We start from the raw sequence: 26,436 nt of genomic DNA on the forward strand, positions 1-26,436 counted from the left end.
ACGTGTTTATCGTTTGTTTTTTGGTTCTTTATCTAATAAATTGAGGGCGATATACAACGTGACGAGATCTTCAAACACCTTTGGGTTTAATCTGGTTGCCTCTTCTATTTTTTTTAGGCGGTAATGTAAGGTGTTAATATGAATATGCAGCAGTTCTGCTGTTTGCTTATATGATTGGTTATGTGCAATAAATGTGCGTAGTGTAGCTAGCAGTTCTTCATCGCAGGCTGCAATTGTGCGATATAAAAACTGTTCTCGGGTTTGCGGTGTGATATCCTGTAAACACATTTCCAGGCGCAAGTTTTCATAAAAGATGATTTTATTTTGCTCTAAAGCGATAGAGAGTGCTCGCTGTGCTTGCTCATAGGAAGCCGGCATATCGCGTGCGCCGCCGGCTTGTCCGACACCTATCCATATAGGCAATGATAATAGCGACTCACAGTCTGTTTTCAGTCGTGTTACGTACACAGATACATCTGTATGTGAAGCTATGCTTTTTAATAAGATGAGGCGGTTGTCTCCCCAGCGTACCAGCACATCTTCATTGTCATTTTTGATATGATGCCAAAGTTTTCGTTGTGCTGTATCATTTGAAACCTCAATCAAAATCAATTGTCGCTTTTGCTGTAAATGAATGCCGAGTGTGCGAGCACGATCCAAAAAGGATTGTGACCATGTTCCTTGTAACCAATCAAACACGAACGCTTCGTATGAACGTTGCTCCAATTCTAATTGCTTTGCCAAATAATTTTCATGAATCAATAGCTCCGTCATTTTTCGTAAAATCTCGCCGTATTTTGAAATATCATGCGGCTCTCCTGTAATTCCGATAACACCAATCACTTCATCGTGAAATAGTAAGGGTAAATTAATTCCCGCTTTGACGCCAATGAGCTCATGTTCATCTTCTTTTGTAATAATTACCGTTTTCTTTTGCTCGCAGCAACGCCGCGCACCCTCGTGAAACGTACCGATACGTACCGGGTCAGTCCCGGCAATAATGGTGCCATTAACGTCAATGATAATAATGTGCTCGGGGATGAGACGCTGCACCTCCCGCACAATTTTTTTTGCCAAATCCGGAACCAGCAATGTATTCACCTCAGTTGTCATACTATGTACCCTTATTATATAGTGTAAAATAAAAAGCACGCGAGTTTTCACAGTTTACACACAATTTTTTGCTATGGTAAGAGCCGGGGGGTGAAGAGATGAAAAAATGGATGTTGCTGATATGTTTGCTCGGAGGTTGCAGCGGAAACCATTTTGCACCTGTTACACAAAGCAATTTATTAATTACTTCTAATATTAAAGAAGGAAGCATTAGTTTTATTGATCCAAAGGCTCATAAGCTATTAACGACCTGGAAGACAAATAAAGCAATGATGGGGACACTTTTGTTGCCGGACGGTGATACACTCCTTCTGTACGGCAAGCAACTAGAAAAGGTATATACATATTCTCTGGCTAAGGGACGGGAAATTGGTGAGTGGGCTACAGGAGAAGGTATTGCAAATGCTGTTTTAATGGGAAATGAGGTCGTGTTTGCAAATCAGCATAATGATACAGTAGATGTGTATTCTTTAACCGGGAAAAAAACAGCGGAGATAGCTGTCGGACATCAACCACTTACGATGCTTGCAGACAAAAGGCTTTATGTCCTAAACTTTCAGGATACCAAAATGTCTGTTGTTGATATAGAAAAACGCACCGTGACTGATACTCTCTCTATCCCGTTCTCTTCTGTCGGCGGAGAGGTTGTGGAGGATGAGGTTTGGATTGGTGGCCACGGCAATGGGCAAGAAGTAAATGAAAGCATTCATATTTATGATACAAAAGGAATGAAGCGCAGCATCGCAGCCCCAATGATGCCTGTCGGATTTGCGATGGATGAAGACTACGTGTATGTGTTGAGCCATGGCTCTGCTACTTTAAGGAAAATCAATCGAAATACCTATCAGGAAGAAGGGAGCGTTCAGGTAGGATCCAATCCGTTTGCGGTAAAACTTACAAATGGTCGCATCTATGTGGCAAGCTATGATAGCGATGAGATCTGTATTGTCGACCCAGAGCGTATGCAACTTACTGATACCATTGAGGTTGGAAAAGGACCGTTTCATTTTACGGAGGGAAAAGGATGAAGCATATACTAATAGTAGACGATGAGCATGATATGAGACAACTTGTCGGTATGTATTTGACCAATGCCGGCTATACATGGTCAGAAGCAGAAGATGGAGAAGTGGCGCTGACGAAATTGCAGCAGAATTCGTTTGACTTGCTGATTTTAGATATGATGATGCCAAAGATGGACGGGATAGCGCTTTGTAATGAAGTACGAAAAACATCCGATGTACCAATTATTTTTTTAACCGCAAAGGGAGAAGAGTGGAACCGAGTGACAGGTCTTCGCATTGGTGCGGATGACTATATTGTGAAGCCATTTAGCCCAGGCGAGCTAATCGCACGTCTTGAAGCAGTGCTGCGCCGCTATGTAAAGCGTGATACACCAAATCAACAATGGGGACCTGTCACTATTGATCAAAAAGGAAGACGTGTTTTGGTAAACGGCGAAGAAGTGTCTCTGACTGTCAAAGAGTTCGATTTATTGCTATTTTTGTGTGAGCATAAAGGACAAGTTTTCAGCCGTGAGCAGCTACTTGAAAAGGTATGGGGCTATGATTATGCAGGTAGTACGCGCACAGTGGATACCCATGTAAAAACCATCCGTTTAAAATTTGGTGATGTAGATTGTATTCATACTGTATGGGGCGTGGGTTATAAATTCGAGGTGTAATATGAAACGAACGATGGTACAAAAGCTGTGGTTGACCATTAGTGCTGTGGCAGTCATTACGGCTTCATTTTTATATGTTGTTTCTCTTTATTCGTATGAAAAGCTGTATGTACAAAATGTAGAAGGAATGATGGTAGCAGAAGGAAAGCGTTTGGCGTCCCGTTATGATGCCAAAAAGGGCAGTGCTCACTTTTCGCAGCAGGTGGCTGATTTTGATGCCCTGTCTGAAAGTAATATCATGTTTGTAGATAATCCACGTGATTTAAGTGCATGCTTGCCTTTTGAAATTCAATACAACCCCATTGTAAGTGAAGACGATCGTCAGCACTTGCTACATGGTGACACCATTACGAAGTCCGGTTATGAGCCGCGCTTTGATAGGAATATTACCGGAACGGTCATTCCAGTTTTGGATGAAAAGCGCCTGGTCGGTATTTTGTATGTGTATATCCCACTCAAGAGTGTAAAAGACCTCATTGTGGATCTCGGATGGATCTTAGCACCATTATCCATTCTTCTTATTGTTACTGCGGCGTGGATTGGTCGTAAGATTGTCCTTGCTGTTACAAAACCTCTCCTGCAAATGGAGCGCATTTCGTATAAAATGTCCGGTGGTGATTTTTCGCAGCGCATCGAAATTACATCTAGTGATGAAGTAGGGAAGCTTGCTTCAGCCTTTAATAGTATGGCTTCAGCACTCGAAAGGGAAGACTTACATCGAAAAGAATTTCTAGCAAATATTTCGCATGAGCTGCGCACACCGCTCAGTTACATAAAAGGATACAGTGAAGCCATTCTTGATGGGGTTGCGAAAGAAGACCCAAATAAATATATTGGTTTAATTCATCGGGAAGCCGGACGAATGGAGCGGCTTGTTCATGATTTACTTGATCTCGCGCGTTTAGAAGGAGAGTTATTTCCGCTACAAAAGCAACCGACTGTCTTTGCACAACTGATTGAAGATGAATTAGCACTATATGAACCTCAAATACAGGAGAAGGGCTTGCGCCTTGTGCAGCAGCTGGATCCAGATGTGATTGCCGATCTTGACGAAGACCGAATCCGTCAGGTCATTCATAACTTAATGGACAATGCCTTGCGCTATACAGAGCAAGGTGAAATCAAAGTATGCCTGACACAAAACAAAGAGAAGTGCATGCTTATGATTCGTGATTCCGGGATTGGGATTGCCCCTGAGCATGTAAACCAGCTTGGAGAAAGGTTTTATCGCGTTGATAAGGCACGTTCCCGTCAAAGCGGCGGTACAGGGCTAGGGTTAGCAATTGTAAAACAGATTGCCGAAATCCACGGCGGAACTATTCAAATAGAGAGTGAGCAAGGAGTCGGTACGAGCATTATTCTTGAACTTCCGGTGATAAGTATTTGAGCTTACAAGCATTTCATACTACAATATGGCTATAGATGATAGTAGGGTGGTGTTTTTCTGACATACAAGTCGATTCGACCTAAGAAAATATATGAAGAAGTTACCGAGGCTCTGCTTGGTATGATTAAGGACGGTACCTTAAAGCCTGGTGATCAGCTCTTGCCAGTTCATCAGCTTGCGGAGCAATTTCAAGTGGGGCGCTCTGCCGTGCGCGAAGCACTGACGGCATTGCGGGCAATGGGTCTAATTGAAATGCGGCAAGGTGAGGGGACATATGTAAAGAGCTTTGAAGCATCCGCTGTCACATCGCCGTTACATACAACAGTATTGATGAAGCATGAAGATGTGGCCGATTTGTTTGAGGTACGGAAGGTGCTGGAGGTTGGAGCTGTGCAAGCAGCAGCGCAGAGACGCACCGAACAAGATTTAGCAGACATGCAATATTGGCTTGGAAAAATGCGCAGTGACGAATCGGAAACAGCTGATTTCCGCTTCCACATGGCTATTGCAAAAGCAGCGCACAATACCATTTTGCTGGAGCTTATGAATCATGTTTCTGGCATGATTGCTGATACAATCGGCGAAACGCGTCGCCTTGTATTGTATGGAGAGCAAACAACAACAGAGAAGTTGGCCGAGGAGCATGAAGCCATCTATCATGCTGTTGCAAAGCAAGATGGAAATGCAGCCGAGCAGGCGATGCTGAATCATTTGACAGGTGTGGCGCATATGCTGGAGGTATTACGGCGCGGATAATATATGACCTGACAGAGCAATGCTTTGTCAGGCAACATTACAAAAAAATATAATGCGCTTTCATTATTTGTTTGCTATAATGATATGTAGAAGAAAGCGTTTGCTTAGTTTGTGTGGAAGTATCGCAATAGTGATTCTTTCTTTTTTTTAACAAGTCATCAGATGACCGGATGAATTAAGGTTGAGGGGGATGGTATCTATGAAAGTTACATTATTTGTTACATGTTTAGTGGATATGTTTCAAACCAACGTGGGAAAAGCAACTGTAGAACTATTAGAACGTCTTGGGTGTGAAGTGGAATTTCCACAAGCGCAAGTATGTTGCGGTCAGCCCGCTTACAATAGTGGCTATCTAGAGGCTGCTAAAGAAGCTGCCAAAAACATGATTCGTACATTTGAAAAAGCAACGTACGTGGTCACACCTTCCGGTTCTTGTGCAACTATGTTTAAAGATTATCCGCATATCTTTCAAGGAGATGTGGAATGGGAACCACGCGCGAAAGTGCTTGCTGCTAAAACGTATGAATTAACGCAATTTATTGTAGATGTCCTTGGTATTACTGATGTGGGCGCAAAGCTTGAGGGCATAGCGACATATCATACGTCTTGTCACATGACGCGCCTGCTTGGAGTAAAGGATGCACCGCTTACATTGCTTTCCCATGTGAAGGGATTGCGCGTGGAAACGCTACCGAATGCACAAAATTGTTGTGGCTTTGGTGGTACCTTTTCCGTTAAAATGACACCTATTTCTGAACAAATGGTAGATGAAAAGGTCGACAGCGTAATGCAGACAGGTGCAACCTATTTAATTGGGGCGGATTGTGGATGTTTAATGAATATAGGGGGCCGGGCGGAGAGGCTTCAGAAAAATATACGTGTGATGCACATTGCCGAAGTACTAAACAGCCGGTAAGGGGGAAAAACAATGGCTATGAAAACGAGCAATGATACATTTTATAATCGTATTGCAGAGGGCATTGATGACAAAATAATGCGCGGTGCTGTGTCTTCGGCACAGGAGCGCTTGTATACACGACGTATAGCTGCTGCCGAAGAGCTTGGGGATTGGGAAGAGTGGCGCACACTTGGCGAACAAATTCGCCAGCATACGCTTGAGAATTTGGATTATTATTTAATGCAACTAAGTGATAATGTAGCCAAGCGGGGCGGTCATGTCTTTTTTGCGAAAACCAAGGAGGAGGCAGCGCAATATATTCAAGATGTGGTTGCGAAAAAGAACGCGAAAAAAGTGGTTAAGTCAAAGTCTATGGTGACAGAAGAAATCAATATGAATCAAGCGCTTGAGGAAATTGGCTGCGAAGTTGTAGAGAGTGATTTAGGAGAATATATTCTGCAGGTTGACGACCATGAGCCGCCTTCCCATATTGTGGCGCCTGCTCTTCATAAAAACAAAGAGCAAATCCGTGAAGTGTTCGCAAAGAAGCTGGGCTACACAAAGAGTGAAGATCCATATGAAATGACAAAATTTGTTCGGGGGATTTTACGAGAGAAATTCATGGAAGCAGAGGTCGGGGTGACCGGCTGTAACTTTGCAGTAGCTAATACGGGTTCCCTTTGCCTTGTAACCAACGAAGGAAATGCCGATTTGGTTATGGCCATTCCGAAAACCCAAATTGCTGTGATGGGGATGGAGCGTCTTGTACCGACAATGGAGGAACTGGATGTGCTGGTCGGGCTTTTATGCCGCAGCGCAGTCGGTCAAAAGCTAACGAGCTATATTACAGTTGCAGGACCAATTGCAAAAGGGGAGGGAGACGGTCCAGAAGAGTTCCACCTTGTGATTGTTGACAACGGTCGTTCTGAAATTTTAGGCTCTGAGTTCCGTGCTGTATTGCAGTGTATTCGCTGTGCAGCTTGTATTAATGTGTGTCCGGTGTATCGCCACGTTGGCGGTCACTCCTACGGTTCTATTTATCCAGGTCCAATTGGTGCTGTGCTCACGCCGCTGCTCGGCGGTTATGACGATTACAAGGAGTTACCATATGCATCCAGCTTGTGCGGGGCATGTACCGATGCTTGTCCGGTCAAAATACCGCTTCATAATTTACTTGTAAAGCATCGCCAGGTCATTGTTGAAAAAGAAGGACGCGCACCGGTTGCTGAGAAGCTGGCGATGAAAATGTTTAGTATGGGCGCTTCTTCTGCCGCATTATACAAGATAGGATCAAAAATGGCGCCTACCGCAATGAGTCCATTCACCTCATCCGGTCGTATTACAAAAGGTGTTGGTCCACTCAAAAACTGGACCGACATTCGCGAATTCCCGGCGCCGAGTAAAGAACGATTCCGTGACTGGTTTAAAGCACATAAAAAGGACGGGGAGAGAGCATGATTCAAAACCGTGATGCATTTTTAAATAATCTTGCCCAAAAGCTTGGCCGTAAAAGACGAACAGCAGGTGTGACGCGCCCTGTCTGGAAAAGCGATGTGAACTGGCGTGTATTGGGAAATCATACAAAAGAAGAGTTATTGGCTGTGTTCAAAAAGCAATGTGCTAACATTCATACAACAGTGTTAGAGACATCTAAAGAGCAGCTGCCAGCAGAACTTTTACGCATTATGGAAGAAGAGGGGAATGGCGCGATTATTACCTCGCAAGATGAACGATTTGCCGAATATGGATTAACGAACCTGTTACAGGAGCGCGGTGCTTATGAGTGGAAAGCTGGGAAAAAAGAAGCTAACTTTACTGTCGCTGAGCAAGCAACTTTTGGCATCGTATTTAGCGATTACGCACTGGCTGAATCTGGTACTATTGTCGTGCAAGCCAGAGAAGGACAGGGACGTGCTCTTCATTTCCTACCTATGATTTATATTGCGATTATCCCGCGCAAGACACTCGTTCCTCGCATTACGCAAGCTTTACATGATTTGAACAATCGCGTTGAAAGTGGCGAAGCGCCATCATCCTGCATTAATTTTATATCTGGACCAAGTAACTCCGCAGATATTGAGATGAACCTTGTCGTCGGCGTGCACGGTCCGTTAAAGGCCTATTATTTAATCGTATAAAAAGCTTTGTGCGACGCGCAAAGCTTTTTACTGTTTCTTAATCAAAACAGTTATAATCACAAGAAAGCATCAAAACGATTTCTTACAGCATGAGCACAGGATCTCGTAAGGTGTACTAAGGATGATTGCTGTTATAAATCGTCCATGATTCTTTCTGATCTATATAAGTCTACATGATTTTTCCGACATAGAAACAGCAAGAAAATCACAGCTTCAGAACGCCTCGCTACGTGTATATGTTCTTACTTGACATACGTATCTCTTAGGCACTGACCGCAACCACACATTGCCCGTTTTTCTTTCCCACCCAAAAAAAGAATATGGTTTTCTATGTATATATTCTTATTGAATTTTATAGAAAAATAAAAGACAATAAATAAAAACTCATTTATAATAATATTGCGATAATACTAGTTTTTGTAATTGAGGTGTAACGTGATTAGGAAAATAATCATTATGGCTGCAATAATAGGTTTAGTAGGATGCGCTGCTCCCAAAAAGCAACAGGCATTAGAAGCAGCAATCGAAGTTGGGGATTTAAGAAAAGTAAAGCAAATCACCAATACAACGTCAAAAGAAAAACATACTGGCATGTTGTTCGCAGCAAAGCACGGATACGAGGAGATTGTCCTTTATTTCTTACAAGAGGGGGCAAATGTAAAGGCAAAGGATAAAGAAGGGAAAATGATTACACATTACGCCGCACTACATGGTGATGTTTCTATTTTACAAGCCGCTCAAAATAGTTTAAATGAACCGGATCAGCAAGGAAGAACACCGTTGTTTTATAGTGTGATAGAAACGAGTGAGGTATATGAAAAAGAGCGTGTGCTCTCGTGGTTATTAGAAAACGGGGCGCATGTAAATCACGCTGATCGAGCAGGATGGACACCGCTTCATGAAGCGGTTTATATAAATAAACTGAATTATGTGCAACAAATGGTGCAAGCGGGAGCAGATGTAAATATAGCAACAAAGCAGGGCGTAACACCGTTGATGACAGCAGTTCGTCAAAGGAATATTGAAGTTGCCACGCTGTTGCTTGAACACGGCGCGGATGCGCGTGCAACTGATGAAGCTGGCTACAGTGCGCTGTTTTACGGGGTGGCACAGGGAGATGAGGGGTTAGTGACACTCCTGCTGCCGAGAAGTGATATAACGCAAGTCACAAAAAAGGGTGAAATGCTGTTAGACATTGCCATTCAATCTGGCAATGAACGTATTGTTTCTCTAGTAAAGGGGAAGTGAGATCAATGAGAAGATGGATAGCATTCGTAACAATTCTAATTTTATTACTGACGACTATACCGTTTGCAGGTGTGAACGCACAGGAAAAGCCAAAGTTTAAAGTGTTAGAAATTACAGACAGTGGCGTGAATTCTATCGCTAATTCACTTGGCAATGCAGTAGAAGTTACCAGTATCCCCATGAAGCGCTTTGTGGCTATGCGAGATGAACTTGATGGGAAATATGATGCCGTTTATATTGCCAAGGGAAAAGAAAATCCATACTCAACGGCATTTCCAACACTAGATCCAAATCCGACTGCGGCAATTAGCCAGTTGACTAACACAAAGCGTGCAGATACATATAATACAACAAATGTTATGAATGATATAACGTTATTAAAATTTAGTGAAATTGAACGCTATTATATTAATCGTAAGCTCCCGGTTCTTGTCGATCCTTCTGTACTGAAGCAACAGCCGAATACGCAACAAGTACAAGGGAAGGAGCACGTACTGAAAACAAAGTTCGGTTCGCTGCAACAAAGTGTGCAGTTTGTAGAGCCGCAGGCTGCGGTTACTATGCTACGAAAACTTGCCGAATCTTCGATGCGACCGCGTCTGACCCCGCTAAATGACACATATATTACAAACTATAAAAATAAATATAATCCTGGTGATACTGTCAATTTTTCTTTTAAGATGCCGGTTGGCAATCCCGATGTTACACAGGCGAATTTTTATATAGATTTAAATTTTAATAACAAGTTTGAAGCGTCAGAACGCGTCTATACAAATAACGTAAAGGTGATGCAAAAAACAGACTACTATTCCTTCTCCTATCAGTTGCCCTCTGGTTATGCAGGGATTAGACGTTGGAAATTGGAACTGGTCGATAATCGCGAGTTAAAAGATTATAGTACGGGTGTATTTTATGTGAACGGTAGAACGATAGACATCAATGTACTACAGGTTGTGAGTGGTAATTCTATAACGGACGGCAGTTTGCTGGAAATTTTAAAAGCGCACTTGGATGGCGATACCATTCGTGGTGATGGCTACAATATTAAACTGAATGTCGTAACTATGAACCAGTTTATTTCGCCTACATGTACGCAAAATTGCTATAAAACCATTAATAATGGTACATATAATATGTTGATTTTTGGTTTGAAAGATGAGTATGGTTCAGCAAAGCTTGCGGCTGATTTGAATCGCTATCCAGCATCCGACAGCACGCCTGTAGGGGCTGTAAAACGCTTTATTGAGAGTGGTCAAAGCGTATTTATGACACATGATACGCTCAGAAGAGATCGCGGCGGTATAGATAGCGTAGGTAAAAGTAATAATGATGTCTTGCGTGACACCAATAGCTGGTTTGTGAATTTTTTACCGTACTCGGGACAAATGTACCCAACTGGTATTTTAGCTGATTATGAGAGTAAGACCATAGAACAAAAGCTATTAACTCCCGGTAAATATTATTTGGAAACAAACTTAGGACGAGGCGGTCAAGGGGTAATCGGAAGTGTTACAAATACACAGCGTGTAAACGAGGGGATGATTACACAATTTCCGCATCAATTAAAAGGAAATGTAAATGTCGCTTCTACACATGCGCAATATTTCGCGTTAGATTTGGAAGACCCCGCCGTTATGCCTTGGTATAATCTCAATCATAGTAAACTAGATAATAGCGATAGCTATAATCATTATTATATTTATTCTCGTAACAACATTACGTATACAGGTGCTGGTCATACATCAAATACGTTAACGCCAGATGAGCAATTGTTATTTATTAATACTATGTACACAGCGTTTGCAGGTGCAAATCATGCGCCGCTTATTACAGTACATAGTCCAAAAACGGGAACCGTGGTACCAGGCAATCAAAAGCAGCAGCTTTCATTTACTGTAGAAGATTTAGATGCAAAGGATCGCCTCGTCAACGTGCGTATCTTTGTCAATGAGGAAGAAGTAGGTACAACACGACGCATCGTTAGCGGAACGACAGTAAGTGAAGAGGTCGACCTAAAGAGACCGGAGGGTGGACAAGCGACGATTCGTATTGAAGCAACAGACGATGCGAGTGCCAAACAAGTGGAAACCATTACATTACAGGTTGAAAAGACTGCGCCTGATTTAGAAGTGGCAAGAATGTTCAGCAAAATGGGTATGGTAAAGGTAAATGAAGATACGATTAAAGTGGATTATACATTGCAGGCACAGAAGATTGCAGAGAGTGTTGTCAATGGACAAGAAGTGCAAGTAAGTGGATTGCGTCCATTTGCAATGCATCAAAGTATAGAGAAAAAGCTAGGACCACCAGGGACAAAGATGTCGTTTGAGGATTTTATGAAGTCTACTAAACGGCTCAAGTTTACAGAATCGATTCCAAATGATGTGCAGGAAGGGTTAACAAAATCTGTAACAATAACCGAATTAAATAACAATCCAAATATCGCTGAGCTTATTGTATCGAGAAGTGAAAATAGAGATGAATATGAAGAGGAATTAATAGCATACGTAAATCGAACAAAGAATGCCACTTTGACAATCGCAATTGTAAGTAATTTAGGGAAACATCCAAACTTTGTAAAGTTTGCTCAATTTCAATTGCAACCTAGCAAATTAATCAAAGGTGAGATTGATGTTACATTTACAGGTATTGTGGATGATCATGTTTATGCATTAAACAATATCGTATATAGTGAAACCTTTCCCAAAGGCATAACTGTTGACGTCAGTTCATCAAGTATTTTGCAACAGCAGGTTAATAGCGACGGAACTACTACTGTAACGGGCTATATAGGAGATATCCTTTACAAGAGAGAGAAGCAGCTCTTTACAGCAGAAGAATTTCGCTTTTCTGTTTCCATGAAGGCCGTTGAGTCAGGGGATTTTACACTAAAGCAAGGGAACGTTACCTATATCAACGTGAGAGGAAAAGAAGAGAGAGCAGAGATAAAACCGCATGTCATTACAGCGCGGCAGCCATTAAAGGGCATTACTGTACCTAACAAAATAGAACTCAATCTAGATAGCGTCCCGCAAAACGTCATTATCACGCAAACGCCAAAAGATGCAATCGTTGCTTCCTATCAATGGGAGGTGCAAAGTCCTATCGTAAAAGTTGATTCCATTACACATGAGATACTACCTATTCAGGTTGGCGAAACGAAGATTCGTGTAATCGCTACTGACATATTCGGTACGCCAATTACAAGCAACTGGATTACAGTTGTGGTGAAAAATCCAATTCGTGACATTCGTATGCCGGAGGAGATTACCTTACGAGTTGGCGAAACACGTCCCCTCGGATTGGTAGTGGTTCCAGAGAGTGCGATTGGAAAGTTGCAATGGACAAACAGCGCGGCCCACATTGCTTCTGTAAGCAGTGATGATTACAGTGTAACAGGGAGGGCTCCAGGGACAACGGTTATTACGGCACGCGGCGAAGGCATGAATGGGGAAGGAATAGAAAAATCCGTACGAGTAACTGTGCTCCCTTATCTTTCTTCCATTCGTATCACACCGAACGAGATAGAAATCATGGAAGGACAAACGCGCACCTTACAGCTCTCGGTACAAGTCGGTCCGGAAAATGCGGGAGATAAGCGTTTGTCATGGAGTTTGTCTAATCCGATTCATAGTGCCTTTATGCAAATAGAGAGCGTGAAGAGTGCAGATGAAGAAGAAGCAACACAACTTGTTTCACTTACTATAACAGGTAAAGTACCAACCGTTTTGCCAATTCCCATTACTGTACGAGCACGAGATGGAGGTGGTGCGCAAACGACTGTTTATGTAACGGTTAAATCTTCGTTTGTACCGCTGGAAGATTTATATTTTTCACCTGACCGTTTGACTATATCGGTAGGAGAAACACGTGATTTACGAAATATGCTCCAATTTGTACCTGCAAATGCAACGAACAAGCGTATTGAAAGCTGGCATACAAGCAATCCACAGGCTGTTATTGTAAGCGGAGGTGTCATTGTAGGAAAAGTACCTGGTACCTCGGCTATCACAGCTGTATCGCAAGGAAAAGCAAAAACAGTGACAGTCAATGTTCAGGAGCAAGGTAGTATTTTACCAAATCCGGATTTGCCGTTGCTGCGTTGGTAAGTGAAAAAGGCTTCCTCATCATGGTGAGGAAGCCTTTTTGCCAGGTGTAATCGTATAGTCTTCAACAAGCACTTGCAGTTGACTGACGTGGGGTAGCGCGTCCAGTTGCTGTAAAATGACGGATTTATCATATTCAACAACAAAGCGAGAAGGTTTATTTTCTTGTAGGCTTCTTGAAAGCAATGGCAATCGAACAACTTGATTCACAACACCGCCAAGAGAAGAAAAGGTATCTTGGCGAATTGCATTAATTGTGAGCTCTTGTTTGGCGAATAGTCCACCGTGAATTTTGAATAAAGAACCGACCCCATAAAGTTCTGCTGATGTGTCTGTATAAAAGAAAGCTTCAAGTGGCTCCACCGCATCACTTGTTCTTTGAAACTCGTTGATACGGCTGATGAGTAAATCATCCTGGCTAAACGCTACAAGCTTACCTTCTTCAGTACCAGTAATATCTGTACTATAAATGGTAGTCTTACCTGTTGTATAAATGGTGGAGTTAAAGACAATTTTATCTTTTTCGTCACCTACATCCAATGCGTTACCACGAATAGTAAGATTACCAAGTACAAGCAAGTTTCCTTCTATTGTGATTGGAGTTTTATTGCTGTACAGTTCTAAATCGCCTTGCACGACAAGCCATTGTTTTGGTCCTAGCTTCACATCGCTGGCGATTAAAAAGGGTTCTGTGCTGCTCGTTTTTAATAAAATCACGTTTTTGTCAGCTGCTAAAGCAGCGAAGTTAAAGGAACTAGCACTTTGATCCACGGTGTACACGCCAGGATGGTCCTGTAGTTGCTCTGTAATTGTTCTTGCGCGTTCAGGATGGCTATTGTCAGGAATGTCTTCCGGTTTTAATGATAAACCAACATTCATTGCATGTAATTTATCAGCAACGGTTTTCTTGAAATCAATTGAAATAAACGGATCATAGGGCTTTCTAATCAGAGGTGGTGCACTTTTTGGATAAAAATAAGGTGCCAATGTTTCAGGCTTTTGTCTCGACAACAGCTGTTTGTTAAAGGAAACGAGGCTGTTGCCATCAAACTTGGTTACATCTTCGTAAATATTCAGTTGCTTATCCACGAATAAATCTCCTTGAATAGCTGGATAGAGCGTGGCTCCTTTTTGAAACGGCAAGGTGCTTGTTAGATTGTTGCTCAATTGATTCACATAGCGAGCGACATTTGCAAGGTTTACTGTAGCACCGTATACATTTCCAGTAATGTCAGAAGCACCGTTTAAGTTCAAGGCGTCTTGTGAACCAATTGCATATTGTAAAAAGCTTGGGGTGGGTGAAAGTAACACATTTCGTTCAATTGTTTTAGTAATTGTTGGTTTGGCTGGGTCCTCATCATTTATATAAACCAGAGAAAGGGTATAATAACGAGCAAATACATTACGAACATCGGCGCCAAAGATTTCTGTTGTATGATCGCGAATGCTTAACACTGCATCGTTTGTATATTTTTTTTGTAACGTCTCTTCAATTGCTTGTAGTTTTATACGATATTCCGCTTTAGAAAGATTGTCCAGTGAAATGGCACGAACAGACTTTTTAAAATCATTAATGACTAGATTCATTTCTTCAATTGCACGTTGTGTAGCTACAACATCTTCTTTCCGAATTTCCGCACGCTTAGCACCAGAGATGGTCAGAGAGAAAATCGTTAAGCCAGCTGTGACGAACACAAGGCTAATTAATAATACAAGAATAAGAGTAGAACCGCGTTCGTTAGTCATAACTCCTCCTTAAAAACCAATTTCACTTTTTACATTCAGGGGCTTGATGCGCTCGTTTGCCGCTTTAAAAATAAATTGCAGTTCAACAATGCCGTTGCTGCACAAAGTAACGGGTGTTACTTCGTTTTGTATGTAAGTAAAGACGGTGCTTTTACTCGTGCAAAGCATATTCAATTGAGAATCGGCACGTATTTGAATATCTGTATCAGTGCGAAAGGTAATATGTTTTATCACCTTTCCTTCCGCATCCATTTTCTCAAACACCACTTCCCCATCGGCAATAAAAAGTTGTGCAGAAGGAATAGGATTATTTGTATATACATAGCGAAGGTCATCGTTTTGCAATACGGGCATCTCACTTTTTCGCTTAAAGAATTGTAGACTTTGCTGATTTGCATCGTAGCGTACATCATCGTAATCTGATGAATATAGCTCATTCATAATCATTGTCACAACATAATCTGCTTCATCGCGAAGACGGGCTTCTATATTAATACTTTCATAGGTACGTAAGCCAAGACCTAGCAAACCGTACATAGAGCCACCTATAATGGAGATAATGGTTATAGTAGCCATGAGCTCAACAAGTGTAACACCGCGCTCGTTGCTGACTCTATTAACGAATTGCTTCATGAGCAATACTCCCTTCTAGCAATACACCTTCTTTTGCATCTTTTTCCTGTAAATCTACGTAAACAAAAATACGAAGAGCGTCTGCATTACCTAACTTTTGTGGATTTGACGCAGTCAGCTGCTTGTGTATTGAGGTGAAATTTGTATTTGGATGAACTAATTTTAAATGGTTCATGACGGATTGGATTTGCTCTTCTTTCCAATTTTGTGGCATTAAAAAGATTTGGATGTTTTTGTTGTCATACGTCACATTATTAATGGTCGGGGCAAGTATTTTGCCACAACTGGTCTCATCAGCGAACAAAGAAAGCTGGAATGTTTGCTCTGGTAGCTGAATAGGAAGTATTTGTTTGCAAATACTTGTGGTATCTAATATACCTGGTTTATTGTTAAGGGCGAGCACGTACCCCTGTAATAGTTCATAATCCTGCTTTTCCATATAGTGAAGTGCTCCTCTCGCTAGGTTTACCGCTATGGTTTTAGTTTGATTTTCCTTTGTAAACATGTAAGTTCGTGGAAATACAGCGAATAAACCAACGGTTACAATTGAGAAAATAGTGATGGATGTGAGTACTTCAATGAGTGTGAGGCCGTTTTCGGATTTTTTTTGCATTTCAATCTTTCCTCTTCTACATTGCTGGTATAATATAATCCTATAATACAATGGTGTTATATAAAAATGAAATGAAAAAAGAGTAAATGTCTTAAATTCAATCAAAATATGCTATTTTTATAAAGTTCTATTCATACATAAACAGTTTATATGCACCAAAATAATAATTTGAAAAGGAGTATGAAGATGACATACGTATTTCCTACCTTGTTGTCGTCCGGTTTACTGTTTGTCATTTTATGTGTGGCCAAGTTCGGTCTAACCACCCTAGGTCACGCGATTATATCAGGTATAGCGTTTGGTGTTGTTATGCTTTTTCTTTTGCTGCAACACGTAATGCCCTTGTGGAAAAGTACATTACTTGTCGTCCTATTTATCGGAAGTACTGTTTATATCTTATATACAAGAGCAGGTCGTTTTTTATTTAAGGAAGAAGTGGAACAAAAAAAGGGAGATTGGATATGAATCATTTTGCTCGTTTGGGAATTGTAGTAGGTATTTCGTGTACCTTTGTTTTTTTTGTTCAATTTGGTTTACGCACTGCTATGATGAAATTGTTTGATACTACCACATCCTTTCAAGAAGGAACGTACATTGGTTCTGTAAATGTGAGCGGAATGGGACGTGAGCAGGCACAGCAAAATGTGCAAAAACAAGTGGATGCTTGGCTAGCTTCTTCAAATATACAAATTACATACCAGGAAGCGACAGTGTCAGTCCCGGCTACAGTTTTTGTATTTGATGTACCTGGTAGTGTAGCGAGTGCTAAGCAAAAAACGCGTACGCCGCTGATTGTCACTGTAGATAGTAAGCAGCTGACTGCTTTCTTACAGTTCAGTCAGGAAGTGGTTGCAGCCCTCAATCAGGAAGTACTGCAAAAGGCTTTGCAACGATCCAGCGCAAATCTTGAACGAGATAAAACGTTTGTTGCAACGGAGTTTTTACAAAAAGAAAGTATACATCGAGTTGTAGCACAGAGTGAAATCAAAGCCATTGATATGTATAGCAGTGAACTTGGTTTATGGCTCAGCCAGTACAAAACGCTTACGTTAGAACCAGGACACGAGCTATCGCTGCAGAAGCTTGTAAAAGATAAGCTGTCTCTAACAGACGGTGCACTGAGCGTCATTGCAACGCTTATGAACGAGGCCGCTTTGTCTACCAATTTAGAAGTGCGTAAGCGCAGCATCAGTCTGCAGCTACCGGCGTATGCTGAAGCAGGAACAGAAGCGCGAATCGAAAAAGATAAAACGGACTTTGTTTTGTATAATCCCAATACAACACCTTATACACTACGCTTTCAGTTAACGAATAGCGGTATGAGTTTATCTATAGAAGGTCTGCCATTTGCGTATATATATACGCCTTATACAGAAATAACGGATGTAGCAAAATCAGAAATCGTACAGGTGATAACACCGGCTAAGCATGACGCGGTAACGGTTCGCAGAGAGGGAAGCGATGGTCTGTTTGTAAAAGTATACAGAGATATATATCGAAACGGTGCATTTCTAAAGCGTGAACAAGTTGCTGAGGATCGCTACTTGCCAGTGAGTCAAGTGAAGCACGCGCTCGTACTGCCGAAACTGCCAAGTGCAACCGTTCCACAAACAGCTATAGTACCTACACCCTCAACGACAGAAGCGCCTGTAACGCAACCAAATACAAGTGCGCCGGCTGTGCCAACACTACCGCAATAAGGAGAAAAATATGAAACGAGTTCGTATACGTCTTGGAGACTTATTAGTTGAACATGGATTGGTAACTGAGGAACAATTGCAGCATACGCTGAGCACTAAAGACCCGGGACAAAAGCTTGGGGACGCGCTCTTGCAGCGAGGGCATATTACGGAGCAGCAGTTAATTGAAGTGCTAGAATTTCAACTCGGTATTCCGCATGTTAGTTTATATCGTTATCCGTTTGATGAAACTCTATTTTCTCTTATCCCGAAGGAAACAGCAAAACGGAACTTAGTCGTGCCGCTGAAAAAGCAAGGAGACAAGTTGTATGTGGCGATGGTTGACCCAATGGACTACTTTGTTATTAACGATTTGCGCCTTTCTACTGGTTTCCAAATCGAGCCATTGATTGCAATGAAGGATGATGTACTCCGAACAATCAGTCGCTATTACGATTTACAAGATTCGTTTGAGCAGTGGGACTTCGAACAAGAAACGATACAAGAAGAAATACAAGAGGAAGATTCGCCTGCTGTTGTCCTTGTAAACCAGATTATTCAAAGTGCTGTACAGCAAAAGGCGAGCGATATTCATATTGATCCCCAGGAAACAAAGGTGATCATACGGTATCGAGTTGATGGACGCCTTCATACAGAGCGCATGCTGCCAAAGCATATGCAGGGGATGCTGACAGCACGTATTAAAATTATGGCCAATATGGATATTACCGAGCACCGTATGCCGCAAGATGGACGGATTAAATTCAACTATGAGTTTCATCAAATTGATTTGCGGGTTTCATCATTACCGACAATTTATGGAGAAAAGCTCGTTCTCCGTTTGCTGGATCTCGGAAATACACTAAACGATATTACCAAACTTGGCTTTCATCCAGTAAACTTAGAGCGCTTTTTACGATTTATTCAAAATCCGTACGGTATTGTCTTAATCACTGGTCCTACGGGAAGTGGAAAATCTTCGACATTATATGCTGCGTTAAACAAGTTAAATAGTGAAGAAGTAAACATTATTACAATTGAAGATCCTGTTGAGTATCAGCTCGAAGGTATTAACCAAATTCAGGTGAATGCAGGAACGGGCATGACCTTTGCGGCTGGACTTCGTTCTATTCTTCGTCAAGATCCGAATGTCATCATGGTTGGAGAAATTCGTGACCGCGAAACGGCGGAAATTGCAATTCGTGCATCATTGACAGGTCACCTTGTTCTCAGCACTCTTCATACGAATAGTGCCATCGGAACTATCACACGTCTTGTCGATATGGGGATTGAGCCATTCTTGCTTGCTTCCTCTTTATCAGGGGTTGTATCACAGCGGTTAATTCGGCGGGTATGCCGTGATTGTCGCATGGAAACAGCGGCAACGCAGCGAGAAAAGGATATTTTTATTCAGTACGGGTTGCAAATTGACACAGTTACGCGCGGTCGTGGCTGCCCGACTTGTGGTATGACTGGCTACAAAGGTCGTTTGGCTATTCATGAGCTTCTTGTTGTAGATGATGCAATTCGTACAGCAATGGCAAATGGAGCAAGTTTTACAAGGTTACGAGAATTGGCAATTGCCAATCAAACCATTTTTTTGTTAGAGGATGGTTTACTGAAGGTACAGCAGGGCCATACAACAACAGAAGAAGTCCTGCAAGTAGCTATGGAGCAATAGGAGGTTGCGATGAACAAACTGCATGAATTACTGTATAAAGCATGTCGCATGCACGCCTCTGATCTCCATGTGGTAGCCAATCTGCCTCCATCGCTTCGACTGTACGGCGAATTACACCGCATGCAAGAAATCATAACAGAAGCAGATATCCATGAAATGATCGACAGCATCACCACAGCGGAGCAACGCGCGCGCCTACTGGCACAAGGAGAACTAGACTTTTCGTATGAATTGCCGGATGTAGCACGTTTTCGCTTAAATATTTTTCGGCAGCGCGGCTTAGTATCCATGGCGATTAGAATCATTCCTTTGCAGATTCCGCTGCTTAGCGATTTGCAGCTGCCGCTGGTTTTACAAACGCTGATAACAAGGCCACAGGGACTTTTACTTATAACAGGACCAACAGGAAGCGGGAAATCTACTACGCTTGCAGCACTGCTCGATCATATAAACCGCACCGAGCGCAAGCATATTGTAACGCTCGAAGATCCCATTGAGTATCTGCATACACATCGGAAAAGTGTCATTCAGCAACGTGAGGTCGGACAGGATACAAGCAGCTTTGCGACCGGACTACGGGCGGCACTTCGGCAAGATCCGGATGTGATTTTAGTCGGAGAAATGCGTGATTTAGAAACAATCAGCACAGCCATTACCGCAGCGGAAACCGGTCATCTCGTTCTAGCTACGCTTCACACCTCAAGTGCGGCGGCCACAGTGGAGCGTATCATTGATGTATTTCCGGCAGCACAACAAAATAAAATTCGCCTGCAATTAGCTAATACATTAGTGGCATCTGTATCGCAGCGCTTGTTTCCGCGTATGGATGCGCAAGGAAGGCTAGCTGCAACAGAGATATTAATTAATAATACAGCTGTTGCCAATCTCATTCGCACAGGAAAAATTGAACAGCTACCAAGTATTATGCAAACAAGTAAAGAACAAGGCATGCATTTGTTAGAAACAAGCATAAAAGAGTATATGGCACGGGGGCTAATTTCATATGAAGCCGCAAAGTCGTTTATAGAGGAGGTGTAATATGCCACAGTTTCAATATGTTGTCCGCACGAAAACAGGTAAAAGGCAAACAGGGAAGGTATCAGCAGTTTCTAAACGTGACGCGTACGACCGACTCAGAGAACGTGAGCTACGCGTTCTGGAAGTGAAAGAAGCACCAGAAACGCTGTTGAATAAGGAAATCACGATAGGCAATCCGTTAAAGCTGAGAGATTTTGTAATCTATTTACGACAGTTTGCAACGTTATTGAAAGCAGGGGTAACAGTCGTAGATGCAACGCGAGTTTTAAGCGGCCAAGCAGAAAGTAAAACACTTGCCCGTACGCTGCAAGCAATTGAAGACGAACTACGTGCGGGCCGCGCGTTATCGGAAGCCTATACTATGCATAAGCGTCTGTTTGCCCCGATGTTCATCAGCATGGTGCGTGCAGGCGAAGCGACCGGAAAGTTGGACGAGTCGCTAGAAAGCATGGCGAATTATTATGAAAAACAGCTGCGGACGCGTCAAAAAATCAAATCTGCGTTATCTTATCCTATTACAGTAGGGCTCATTGCTATTATTGTTGTTATTTTTCTATTGGTTAAGGTTGTACCAACGTTCGTTGAGATGTTTGAGGAGAATAATACTGAGCTGCCGCTGCTTACAAAACTAGTATTACAATCGAGCGGACTTATGCAGCAATATTGGTGGATAGTGATTTTTATGATAATTTTCTTATATATAAATTTTTCGTTAATCGTGCGCTATAAGTCTAGTAAATATTATTACGATTATGCTATAATGAGAACACCTTTAATAGGAAAATTAATTCAAAAAAGTGTTATAGCGCGCATGACACGAACGTTGAGTTCACTTGTAACAAGTGCAGTTCCTATTTTACAGGCAATATCCATTACAGAAGAAGTCGTCAATAATGAAGTTGTCTCTAGAGCGCTTCGCAAGTCGCGGGAATCCCTGCAAAACGGAAGCACACTCTCAGAGCCGCTCAAGCAAAGCTGGGTCTTTCCGCCCTTGGTCACGAGTATGATTGCGATTGGAGAAAAAACCGGATCTCTAGATTATATGCTCATTAAAGTGGCAGATTTTTACGAAGCAGAAGTAGAAAGTGCAGCGGACGGCTTTAAAGCTCTCATTGAACCCGTTATGGTCGTGTTTTTATCCGGCGCAGTCGGGGTCATCGTATTAGCCATCATGGTTCCATTGTTTAAATTATATAGTTCGATGTAAAGAAAGAGGAGATTTACATATGTTGAAAAAAGTTCTTAAAAACGAAAGAGGTTTAACACTAGTTGAATTGCTTGCGGTAATTGTAATCCTAGGTATCGTAGCGGCAATTGCAGTGCCTACAATTGGTAGTGTCATTCAAAAGTCCCGTGAGAATGCAGTGAAAGCAGATGCGATTCAAGTTTTAAATGCTGCAAAAACATATGTTGCAGAAAACGGTGCACCTGCTGATACAACCAATGAAGCTGGTGAAACTGTGGAAACAGAAATTACGAAAAGTCAACTAGAGGAATATGTTGATAACGCTAAACTAGGTGAAAGCTATAGTGTATCAGTATCGGGAGATGGAAAAACATTTGAGTTAAACACTGGTAAAATTCAAGTAGGGAAAATTACAATACAATTTACGGATGCAACAATTGCTGACATCAATGCTGATAAAGAATATGGTAAACCACGTACTATTCAATAATATTAAGTTTTAAAGGGTATGAAAAGGAACACTAAGTTCCCTTTCTCATACCCTTTCTTTATATCATAAAACGAAGAGACAGGAGGACACGCTTTGATTGGGTTATATGCGTATGTGTTCGTTGTCGGTTTGGTGCTTGGGTCGTTTTATAATGTTGTCGGGATGCGGGTGCCGGTAGGAAAGTCGATTGTCAGTCCGCGCTCGGCTTGTACGAGATGTGGACATAAACTGGGAGCAAGAGAGCTTGTGCCGGTGTTGTCATACTTTTGGCAAAAAGGGAAGTGCCGCGGCTGCGGCGGAAGAATTTCACCGATATATGCGGTTTTTGAGCTGTTAACAGGCGTATTGTTTATCTATGCGTTTTATGCGATTGGTTGGGACGCGGAGCTGTTCATCGCATGGGCGCTCATTTCCTTACTAATGATCATTGTGGTCTCGGATTTATCGTATATGTTAATACCGAATAAGATCGTATTGGTATTTTTAGCTGTATTTATAGGCTTGCTGCCGTTTTCTCATTTGATTTGGTGGGAGCATCTACTTGGCGCAGCGCTTGGATTTGGTTTGCTGCTTGCGATTGCCATGATTAGCAAGGGCGGTATGGGCGGTGGCGATGTGAAACTGTTTGGACTGCTGGGCTTTGTGCTGGGACCTAAGATGGTGCTGCTTGCTTTTATGCTTTCTGCGTTTTACGGGACGGTGTTTGGATTAATCGGATTGTGGACAGGTCATGTACAGCGCGGCAAGCCGATGCCGTTCGGTCCGTTCATTATGCTAGGAACGCTTACGGCGTATTTTTTTGGTGTGCAATTGCTAGAACTTTATTTTTCATTATTTTAAAAGCGGTGGGGACAGATGAAATTTTTATTACCAACAAAAAAAACAATTGGTTTAGAAATAAAAGATTATGTAATCCGCTATGCAGACAGCAAAAAAGGTCTTGCTGCACCGCTCGTTGATGAAGTGTATTTGCCAAAGGGCATCATTGAGCAAGGTGTTATTGTTGATCCGCAGGTATTTGAAGTTATTCTGCGAAATTGCGTAAACAAGTGGGGATTGAAGAATAAACATGTGCATTTTTTGGTTCCAGATTCGTACGTTGTTGTACGAAAGCAATGGATTCCGCGTGATGTAACTGATGAAGAGATTCGTGGTTATATCTTTTTTGAACTGGGGAGAACGATTCACTTGCCGTTTGACCAGCCAACGATTGATTATACGGTGCTTGGCGAAAAAGAAGATAAACGTGAAATATTATTGTTTGCAGCACCGGAAGATGTAGTCGTAAGCTATGCGGAAATGCTTAAGCGTGTTAAGGTAAAACCTATTTCTGCAGACATTTCTTCCCTTGCATTTTTCTCATTGTATCGTTGTATGCAACAAGCGACGAAGGCAGAAGAAATGCTACTAGTTAAGCTGGACTTATTCGATGCCAATTTAACAATCTTTCAAGACGGCGCACCGGTGTTCATGCAAACACAAAGTGTGATGGTAGAGGGTGCGATTGAAGTGGTGGATGACGAGGTTTTTGTGCATGATCGCACGGCAATCATGCTTCAGGTAGATGAACTTTTAGAAGAAATTGATCGCATTTTACATTTTTATCAATATTCGTTTGGACAAGGTTCACGCGAAATTCAAAAAATTATTTTAATTGGCGATCATCCGCTTCGGCAGGAGTTGCAAAGTATTATGGAGAGCCGCTTTTCCTTTCCCGTTGAGCATCTGGACATTACCGAAGAATTATCACCTAAGTATTATCCGGCCCTTGGCTTGTCTTTAAAGGGAGTGTAGTGTATGAGCATCAATGTGAACTTATTACCAAAACAAGAAAAAGAAACATCATCTAAGTGGGTGCTTTTATTAGCAGTTGTGGTGATGATTGGATTGATAAGCTGGATGTATATGCAGGTAACGAAGCTTACAAAAGAGCGTGATATTACGCAAAAGCAGCTCCTTGTTGTAAGAGCACAAGCTGAGAAGAATGAGCAAGAAGTGTCAGTACCACAAGGGATTTCCATCAAGTCTTTGGTTGACGAATTAGAAACAACTAAATTACCAACTGTACCATTATTAAAACACCTGACAGTATTATTACCAGGAAGAGGTGTTTATGAAAGTTTCTCCTATAAAGAACCAGGTGTAATCGTTTTAGATATCCGTTTTGACGAAAAACAAGATGCAGCTTTTTACTATAGCCGCTTACAAACGGAGAAGTGGGTTAAATATGCAAAGCTTACAAAATTAAATGCTATCGAGCTGCAGGATGAAGAGGGAGCAGTGCAGGGCATGCCGCGCTATGTAGCAAATTTTGAAATTAAACTACAGCCTGAGCAACTGAAATTGTTAAAGCAGGAGGGTGAGTAATGAGCGCCTCCAAATGTCAAATCAGTATTGCTGCAGCGCTACTTGTATTAAGTGGTCTTGTATGTTTGTATATCCATTTTACAGTAGTAAAGGAATTGCAATTAGAGGTGGAACAAAAGAAGCAAGAAATAAAAGTGGAGAACATGCTGCAAGCGAAGAGAAAGCAAAAGCAAAAGCCAGTGGTCGCTACTACCGGCAATACACAATTTATGCTGCAAAAATTGCCAACTAAACCTTTGCTCGATCAGTATATTTTAGATCTGGCCAACGCTGAAAGCATATCAGGTGCCGTCATACAAAGTACGGTTATCCAAGAGGGAGCAGGAGCCGTAGTTCCCGCAGGCGGAATGAAGGAAGGCAAGGTGACAGAAGCAAAGTTGAAGCCGATACCTATTGTATTGAGTGTAGAAGTGAAATATACGGCATACGAACAACTGCAATCTTTTATTGATACTATGGAAAATATGGCACGCATCACGCATGTACAGAGCATTGACTTTAAAGGACGTGAGGAAATTGTCTCTGCTGATATGACGCAGGAGCCTTACAAATGTACCATAACACTTGCAACGTATTATGTACCTGCCAAAGAGCTAGAGCAGAATGTAACACAGCTTGAATTACCGTCGCTTTGTAAAGACCGCAGTAATCCACTTGAGCCTCAGGTGTGTAAATAATCGAAAACAATCAAAAAACCAGCCTTGAATCAAGGCTGGTTTTTTGATTTTACGCTTCCGCTGTTTGTAATTCAACTTCTTCTATCTCTTCCACTTGTTTCTGTGTTGCTGCCTTTGGCATGTTGAAGTATTGATATACCATACCAACAAATACAGAACCGCCGACAATATTACCAAGTGTAACAGGTACCAAGTTGTGTAGTGCACCTGCTAAGGTTACTGTATCAGGATGGGTGTGAATAAGAGATAGAGAGAAAATAGCCAAGTTAGCAATACTGTGCTCATAGCCTGAGATGAAGAATGCAAACACGATGAGCATCATCATCGCAATTTTTGCACCATCGCCTTTTACACGAGCGGGCAAAAAGCAAGCCAAGCAAACGAGCCAGTTACACAAAATACCTTTAAAAAACAAATGCATGGTTGTTGCATTCATTTTGGTATCAGCTACTTTGTTGAGGAGATGAGATTCTGTAATCGTTTCAAAAAGACCAGTTGCATAAAAGAGACCTGCGAAAAATACAGCCCCTATTAAGTTACCTGCATAACAAGCAACCCAGTTACGCATGGTATCCATTACTGTTGTTTGTTTTTGCATAGTAGCAACTGTAAAGTACATCGTATTGCCTGTAAACAACTCAGCTCCGCCATACACAATGATTACAAGTGCAATGCCAAAGGCGGCTGCGGCTGACATATAAGTTGCAGGCGAATCGGCTACGCGGAAAAACTCACCGAGTCTGAAGGAAACAACCACGACAAATCCTATATAAATACCGGCCAAAATTGCACGAAGCATATATTCGGTCGGGTTCGTATCCAACATTTTTTTCTTTTTCACCGCTAATTCAGCTAAATAATCTACGCCTTGTTCCATAAGGGCACCTCTATCAATAAATGTGAATTTCTTAACATACCTTAAGATACATCTCTTTCTGTACTCTTTCAATACTCTTTTATGTTTGTCACAAAATGTTCACATTTTTATATTGAAAG

General features: G+C 41.9%; 24 protein-coding genes. 19 read left to right on the plus strand and 5 right to left on the minus strand.

Going from position 1 to position 26,436, the window contains the following annotated elements:
- Window positions 1-6 precede the first annotated feature (6 nt).
- Window positions 7-1,092 carry a CdaR family transcriptional regulator gene (locus MUG87_RS00190; protein WP_247087824.1) on the minus strand — a complete coding sequence of 362 codons (1,086 nt, stop codon included), beginning with the start codon at window positions 1,090-1,092 and terminating at the stop codon, window positions 7-9.
- Between the two features lie 119 nt (window positions 1,093-1,211).
- Here MUG87_RS00190 and MUG87_RS00195 point away from each other — a divergent pair, with 119 nt between their 5' ends.
- From MUG87_RS00195 to MUG87_RS00235, 9 genes are all read left to right on the plus strand, one after another.
- Window positions 1,212-2,141: a YncE family protein gene (locus tag MUG87_RS00195; RefSeq protein WP_247084449.1), complete on the plus strand. Its 930-nt coding sequence runs from the start codon at window positions 1,212-1,214 to the stop codon at window positions 2,139-2,141.
- Complete coding sequence (locus tag MUG87_RS00200; RefSeq protein ID WP_247084451.1) at window positions 2,138-2,797, plus strand: response regulator transcription factor; 660 nt, start codon at window positions 2,138-2,140, stop codon at window positions 2,795-2,797. Before MUG87_RS00195 ends, MUG87_RS00200 begins: the two co-directional genes overlap by 4 nt.
- Window position 2,798: 1 nt before the next feature.
- Window positions 2,799-4,184 carry a sensor histidine kinase gene (locus tag MUG87_RS00205; RefSeq protein WP_247084453.1) on the plus strand — a complete coding sequence of 462 codons (1,386 nt, stop codon included), beginning with the start codon at window positions 2,799-2,801 and terminating at the stop codon, window positions 4,182-4,184.
- An 87-nt stretch (window positions 4,185-4,271) separates the two neighbouring features.
- Complete coding sequence (locus tag MUG87_RS00210; RefSeq protein WP_281503709.1) at window positions 4,272-4,940, plus strand: FadR/GntR family transcriptional regulator; 669 nt, start codon at window positions 4,272-4,274, stop codon at window positions 4,938-4,940.
- A 199-nt stretch (window positions 4,941-5,139) separates the two neighbouring features.
- Window positions 5,140-5,856: a (Fe-S)-binding protein gene (locus MUG87_RS00215; protein WP_247084457.1), complete on the plus strand. Its 717-nt coding sequence runs from the start codon at window positions 5,140-5,142 to the stop codon at window positions 5,854-5,856.
- Window positions 5,857-5,868: 12 nt separating this feature from the next.
- Window positions 5,869-7,296: a LutB/LldF family L-lactate oxidation iron-sulfur protein gene (locus tag MUG87_RS00220; RefSeq protein WP_247084459.1), complete on the plus strand. Its 1,428-nt coding sequence runs from the start codon at window positions 5,869-5,871 to the stop codon at window positions 7,294-7,296.
- Entirely contained in the window at window positions 7,293-7,976 is a 684-nt protein-coding gene (locus MUG87_RS00225; RefSeq protein WP_247084461.1) for a LutC/YkgG family protein, read from the plus strand. The genes MUG87_RS00220 and MUG87_RS00225 overlap by 4 nt, the downstream gene beginning before the upstream one ends.
- Window positions 7,977-8,432: 456 nt before the next feature.
- Window positions 8,433-9,224, plus strand: coding sequence for an ankyrin repeat domain-containing protein (locus tag MUG87_RS00230; protein ID WP_247084463.1), 792 nt, complete (start codon window positions 8,433-8,435; stop codon window positions 9,222-9,224).
- A 5-nt stretch (window positions 9,225-9,229) separates the two neighbouring features.
- Entirely contained in the window at window positions 9,230-13,333 is a 4,104-nt protein-coding gene (locus MUG87_RS00235; RefSeq protein WP_247084465.1) for a DUF5057 domain-containing protein, read from the plus strand.
- 18 nt (window positions 13,334-13,351) lie between these two features.
- On the opposite strand, the gene MUG87_RS00240 is transcribed toward MUG87_RS00235, so the two are convergent.
- From MUG87_RS00240 to MUG87_RS00250, 3 genes are read right to left on the minus strand one after another with little or no spacing between them, the layout of a single operon-like run.
- Window positions 13,352-15,076, minus strand: coding sequence for a hypothetical protein (locus MUG87_RS00240; RefSeq protein WP_247084467.1), 1,725 nt, complete (start codon window positions 15,074-15,076; stop codon window positions 13,352-13,354).
- Window positions 15,077-15,085: 9 nt separating this feature from the next.
- The gene (locus MUG87_RS00245; protein WP_247084469.1) at window positions 15,086-15,709 is read right to left on the minus strand and encodes a prepilin-type N-terminal cleavage/methylation domain-containing protein; all 624 of its coding nucleotides are present in this window, start codon (window positions 15,707-15,709) and stop codon (window positions 15,086-15,088) included.
- Window positions 15,693-16,322: a type IV pilus modification PilV family protein gene (locus MUG87_RS00250; RefSeq protein WP_247084471.1), complete on the minus strand. Its 630-nt coding sequence runs from the start codon at window positions 16,320-16,322 to the stop codon at window positions 15,693-15,695. The genes MUG87_RS00245 and MUG87_RS00250 overlap by 17 nt, the downstream gene beginning before the upstream one ends.
- Before the next feature lie 186 nt (window positions 16,323-16,508).
- Here MUG87_RS00250 and MUG87_RS00255 point away from each other — a divergent pair, with 186 nt between their 5' ends.
- From MUG87_RS00255 to MUG87_RS00300, 10 genes are all read left to right on the plus strand, one after another.
- Entirely contained in the window at window positions 16,509-16,787 is a 279-nt protein-coding gene (locus MUG87_RS00255; protein WP_247084473.1) for a hypothetical protein, read from the plus strand.
- Window positions 16,784-18,022 carry a VanW family protein gene (locus MUG87_RS00260; protein WP_247084475.1) on the plus strand — a complete coding sequence of 413 codons (1,239 nt, stop codon included), beginning with the start codon at window positions 16,784-16,786 and terminating at the stop codon, window positions 18,020-18,022. The genes MUG87_RS00255 and MUG87_RS00260 overlap by 4 nt, the downstream gene beginning before the upstream one ends.
- A gap of 10 nt (window positions 18,023-18,032) precedes the next feature.
- Window positions 18,033-19,682, plus strand: a complete 1,650-nt coding sequence (locus MUG87_RS00265) for a GspE/PulE family protein (protein ID WP_247084477.1) — start codon at window positions 18,033-18,035, stop codon at window positions 19,680-19,682.
- A gap of 9 nt (window positions 19,683-19,691) precedes the next feature.
- Window positions 19,692-20,720 (plus strand): type IV pilus twitching motility protein PilT, encoded by a 1,029-nt coding sequence (locus MUG87_RS00270; protein WP_247084479.1) that lies wholly within the window; start codon window positions 19,692-19,694, stop codon window positions 20,718-20,720.
- Window position 20,721: 1 nt separating this feature from the next.
- Entirely contained in the window at window positions 20,722-21,927 is a 1,206-nt protein-coding gene (locus MUG87_RS00275; RefSeq protein WP_247084481.1) for a type II secretion system F family protein, read from the plus strand.
- A 19-nt stretch (window positions 21,928-21,946) separates the two neighbouring features.
- Window positions 21,947-22,396 (plus strand): type IV pilin protein, encoded by a 450-nt coding sequence (locus MUG87_RS00280; RefSeq protein ID WP_247084483.1) that lies wholly within the window; start codon window positions 21,947-21,949, stop codon window positions 22,394-22,396.
- A gap of 93 nt (window positions 22,397-22,489) precedes the next feature.
- Entirely contained in the window at window positions 22,490-23,236 is a 747-nt protein-coding gene (locus MUG87_RS00285; RefSeq protein WP_281503666.1) for a prepilin peptidase, read from the plus strand.
- Window positions 23,237-23,251: 15 nt separating this feature from the next.
- Window positions 23,252-24,190: a type IV pilus biogenesis protein PilM gene (pilM, locus tag MUG87_RS00290; RefSeq protein WP_247084484.1), complete on the plus strand. Its 939-nt coding sequence runs from the start codon at window positions 23,252-23,254 to the stop codon at window positions 24,188-24,190.
- 3 nt (window positions 24,191-24,193) lie between these two features.
- Window positions 24,194-24,763, plus strand: a complete 570-nt coding sequence (locus MUG87_RS00295) for a hypothetical protein (RefSeq protein ID WP_247084485.1) — start codon at window positions 24,194-24,196, stop codon at window positions 24,761-24,763.
- On the plus strand, window positions 24,763-25,440 hold the full coding sequence (locus tag MUG87_RS00300; protein ID WP_247084486.1) for a hypothetical protein: 678 nt from the start codon (window positions 24,763-24,765) through the stop codon (window positions 25,438-25,440). Before MUG87_RS00295 ends, MUG87_RS00300 begins: the two co-directional genes overlap by 1 nt.
- 49 nt (window positions 25,441-25,489) lie before the next feature.
- Here MUG87_RS00300 and MUG87_RS00305 read toward each other — a convergent pair whose 3' ends face one another.
- A complete protein-coding gene (locus MUG87_RS00305; protein WP_368042549.1) occupies window positions 25,490-26,317 on the minus strand; it encodes a formate/nitrite transporter family protein in 828 nt (275 codons plus the stop codon).
- Window positions 26,318-26,436 lie beyond the last annotated feature (119 nt).

It is taken from the genome of Ectobacillus sp. JY-23, from assembly GCF_023022965.1.
Classification (GTDB): domain Bacteria; phylum Bacillota; class Bacilli; order Bacillales; family Bacillaceae_G; genus Ectobacillus.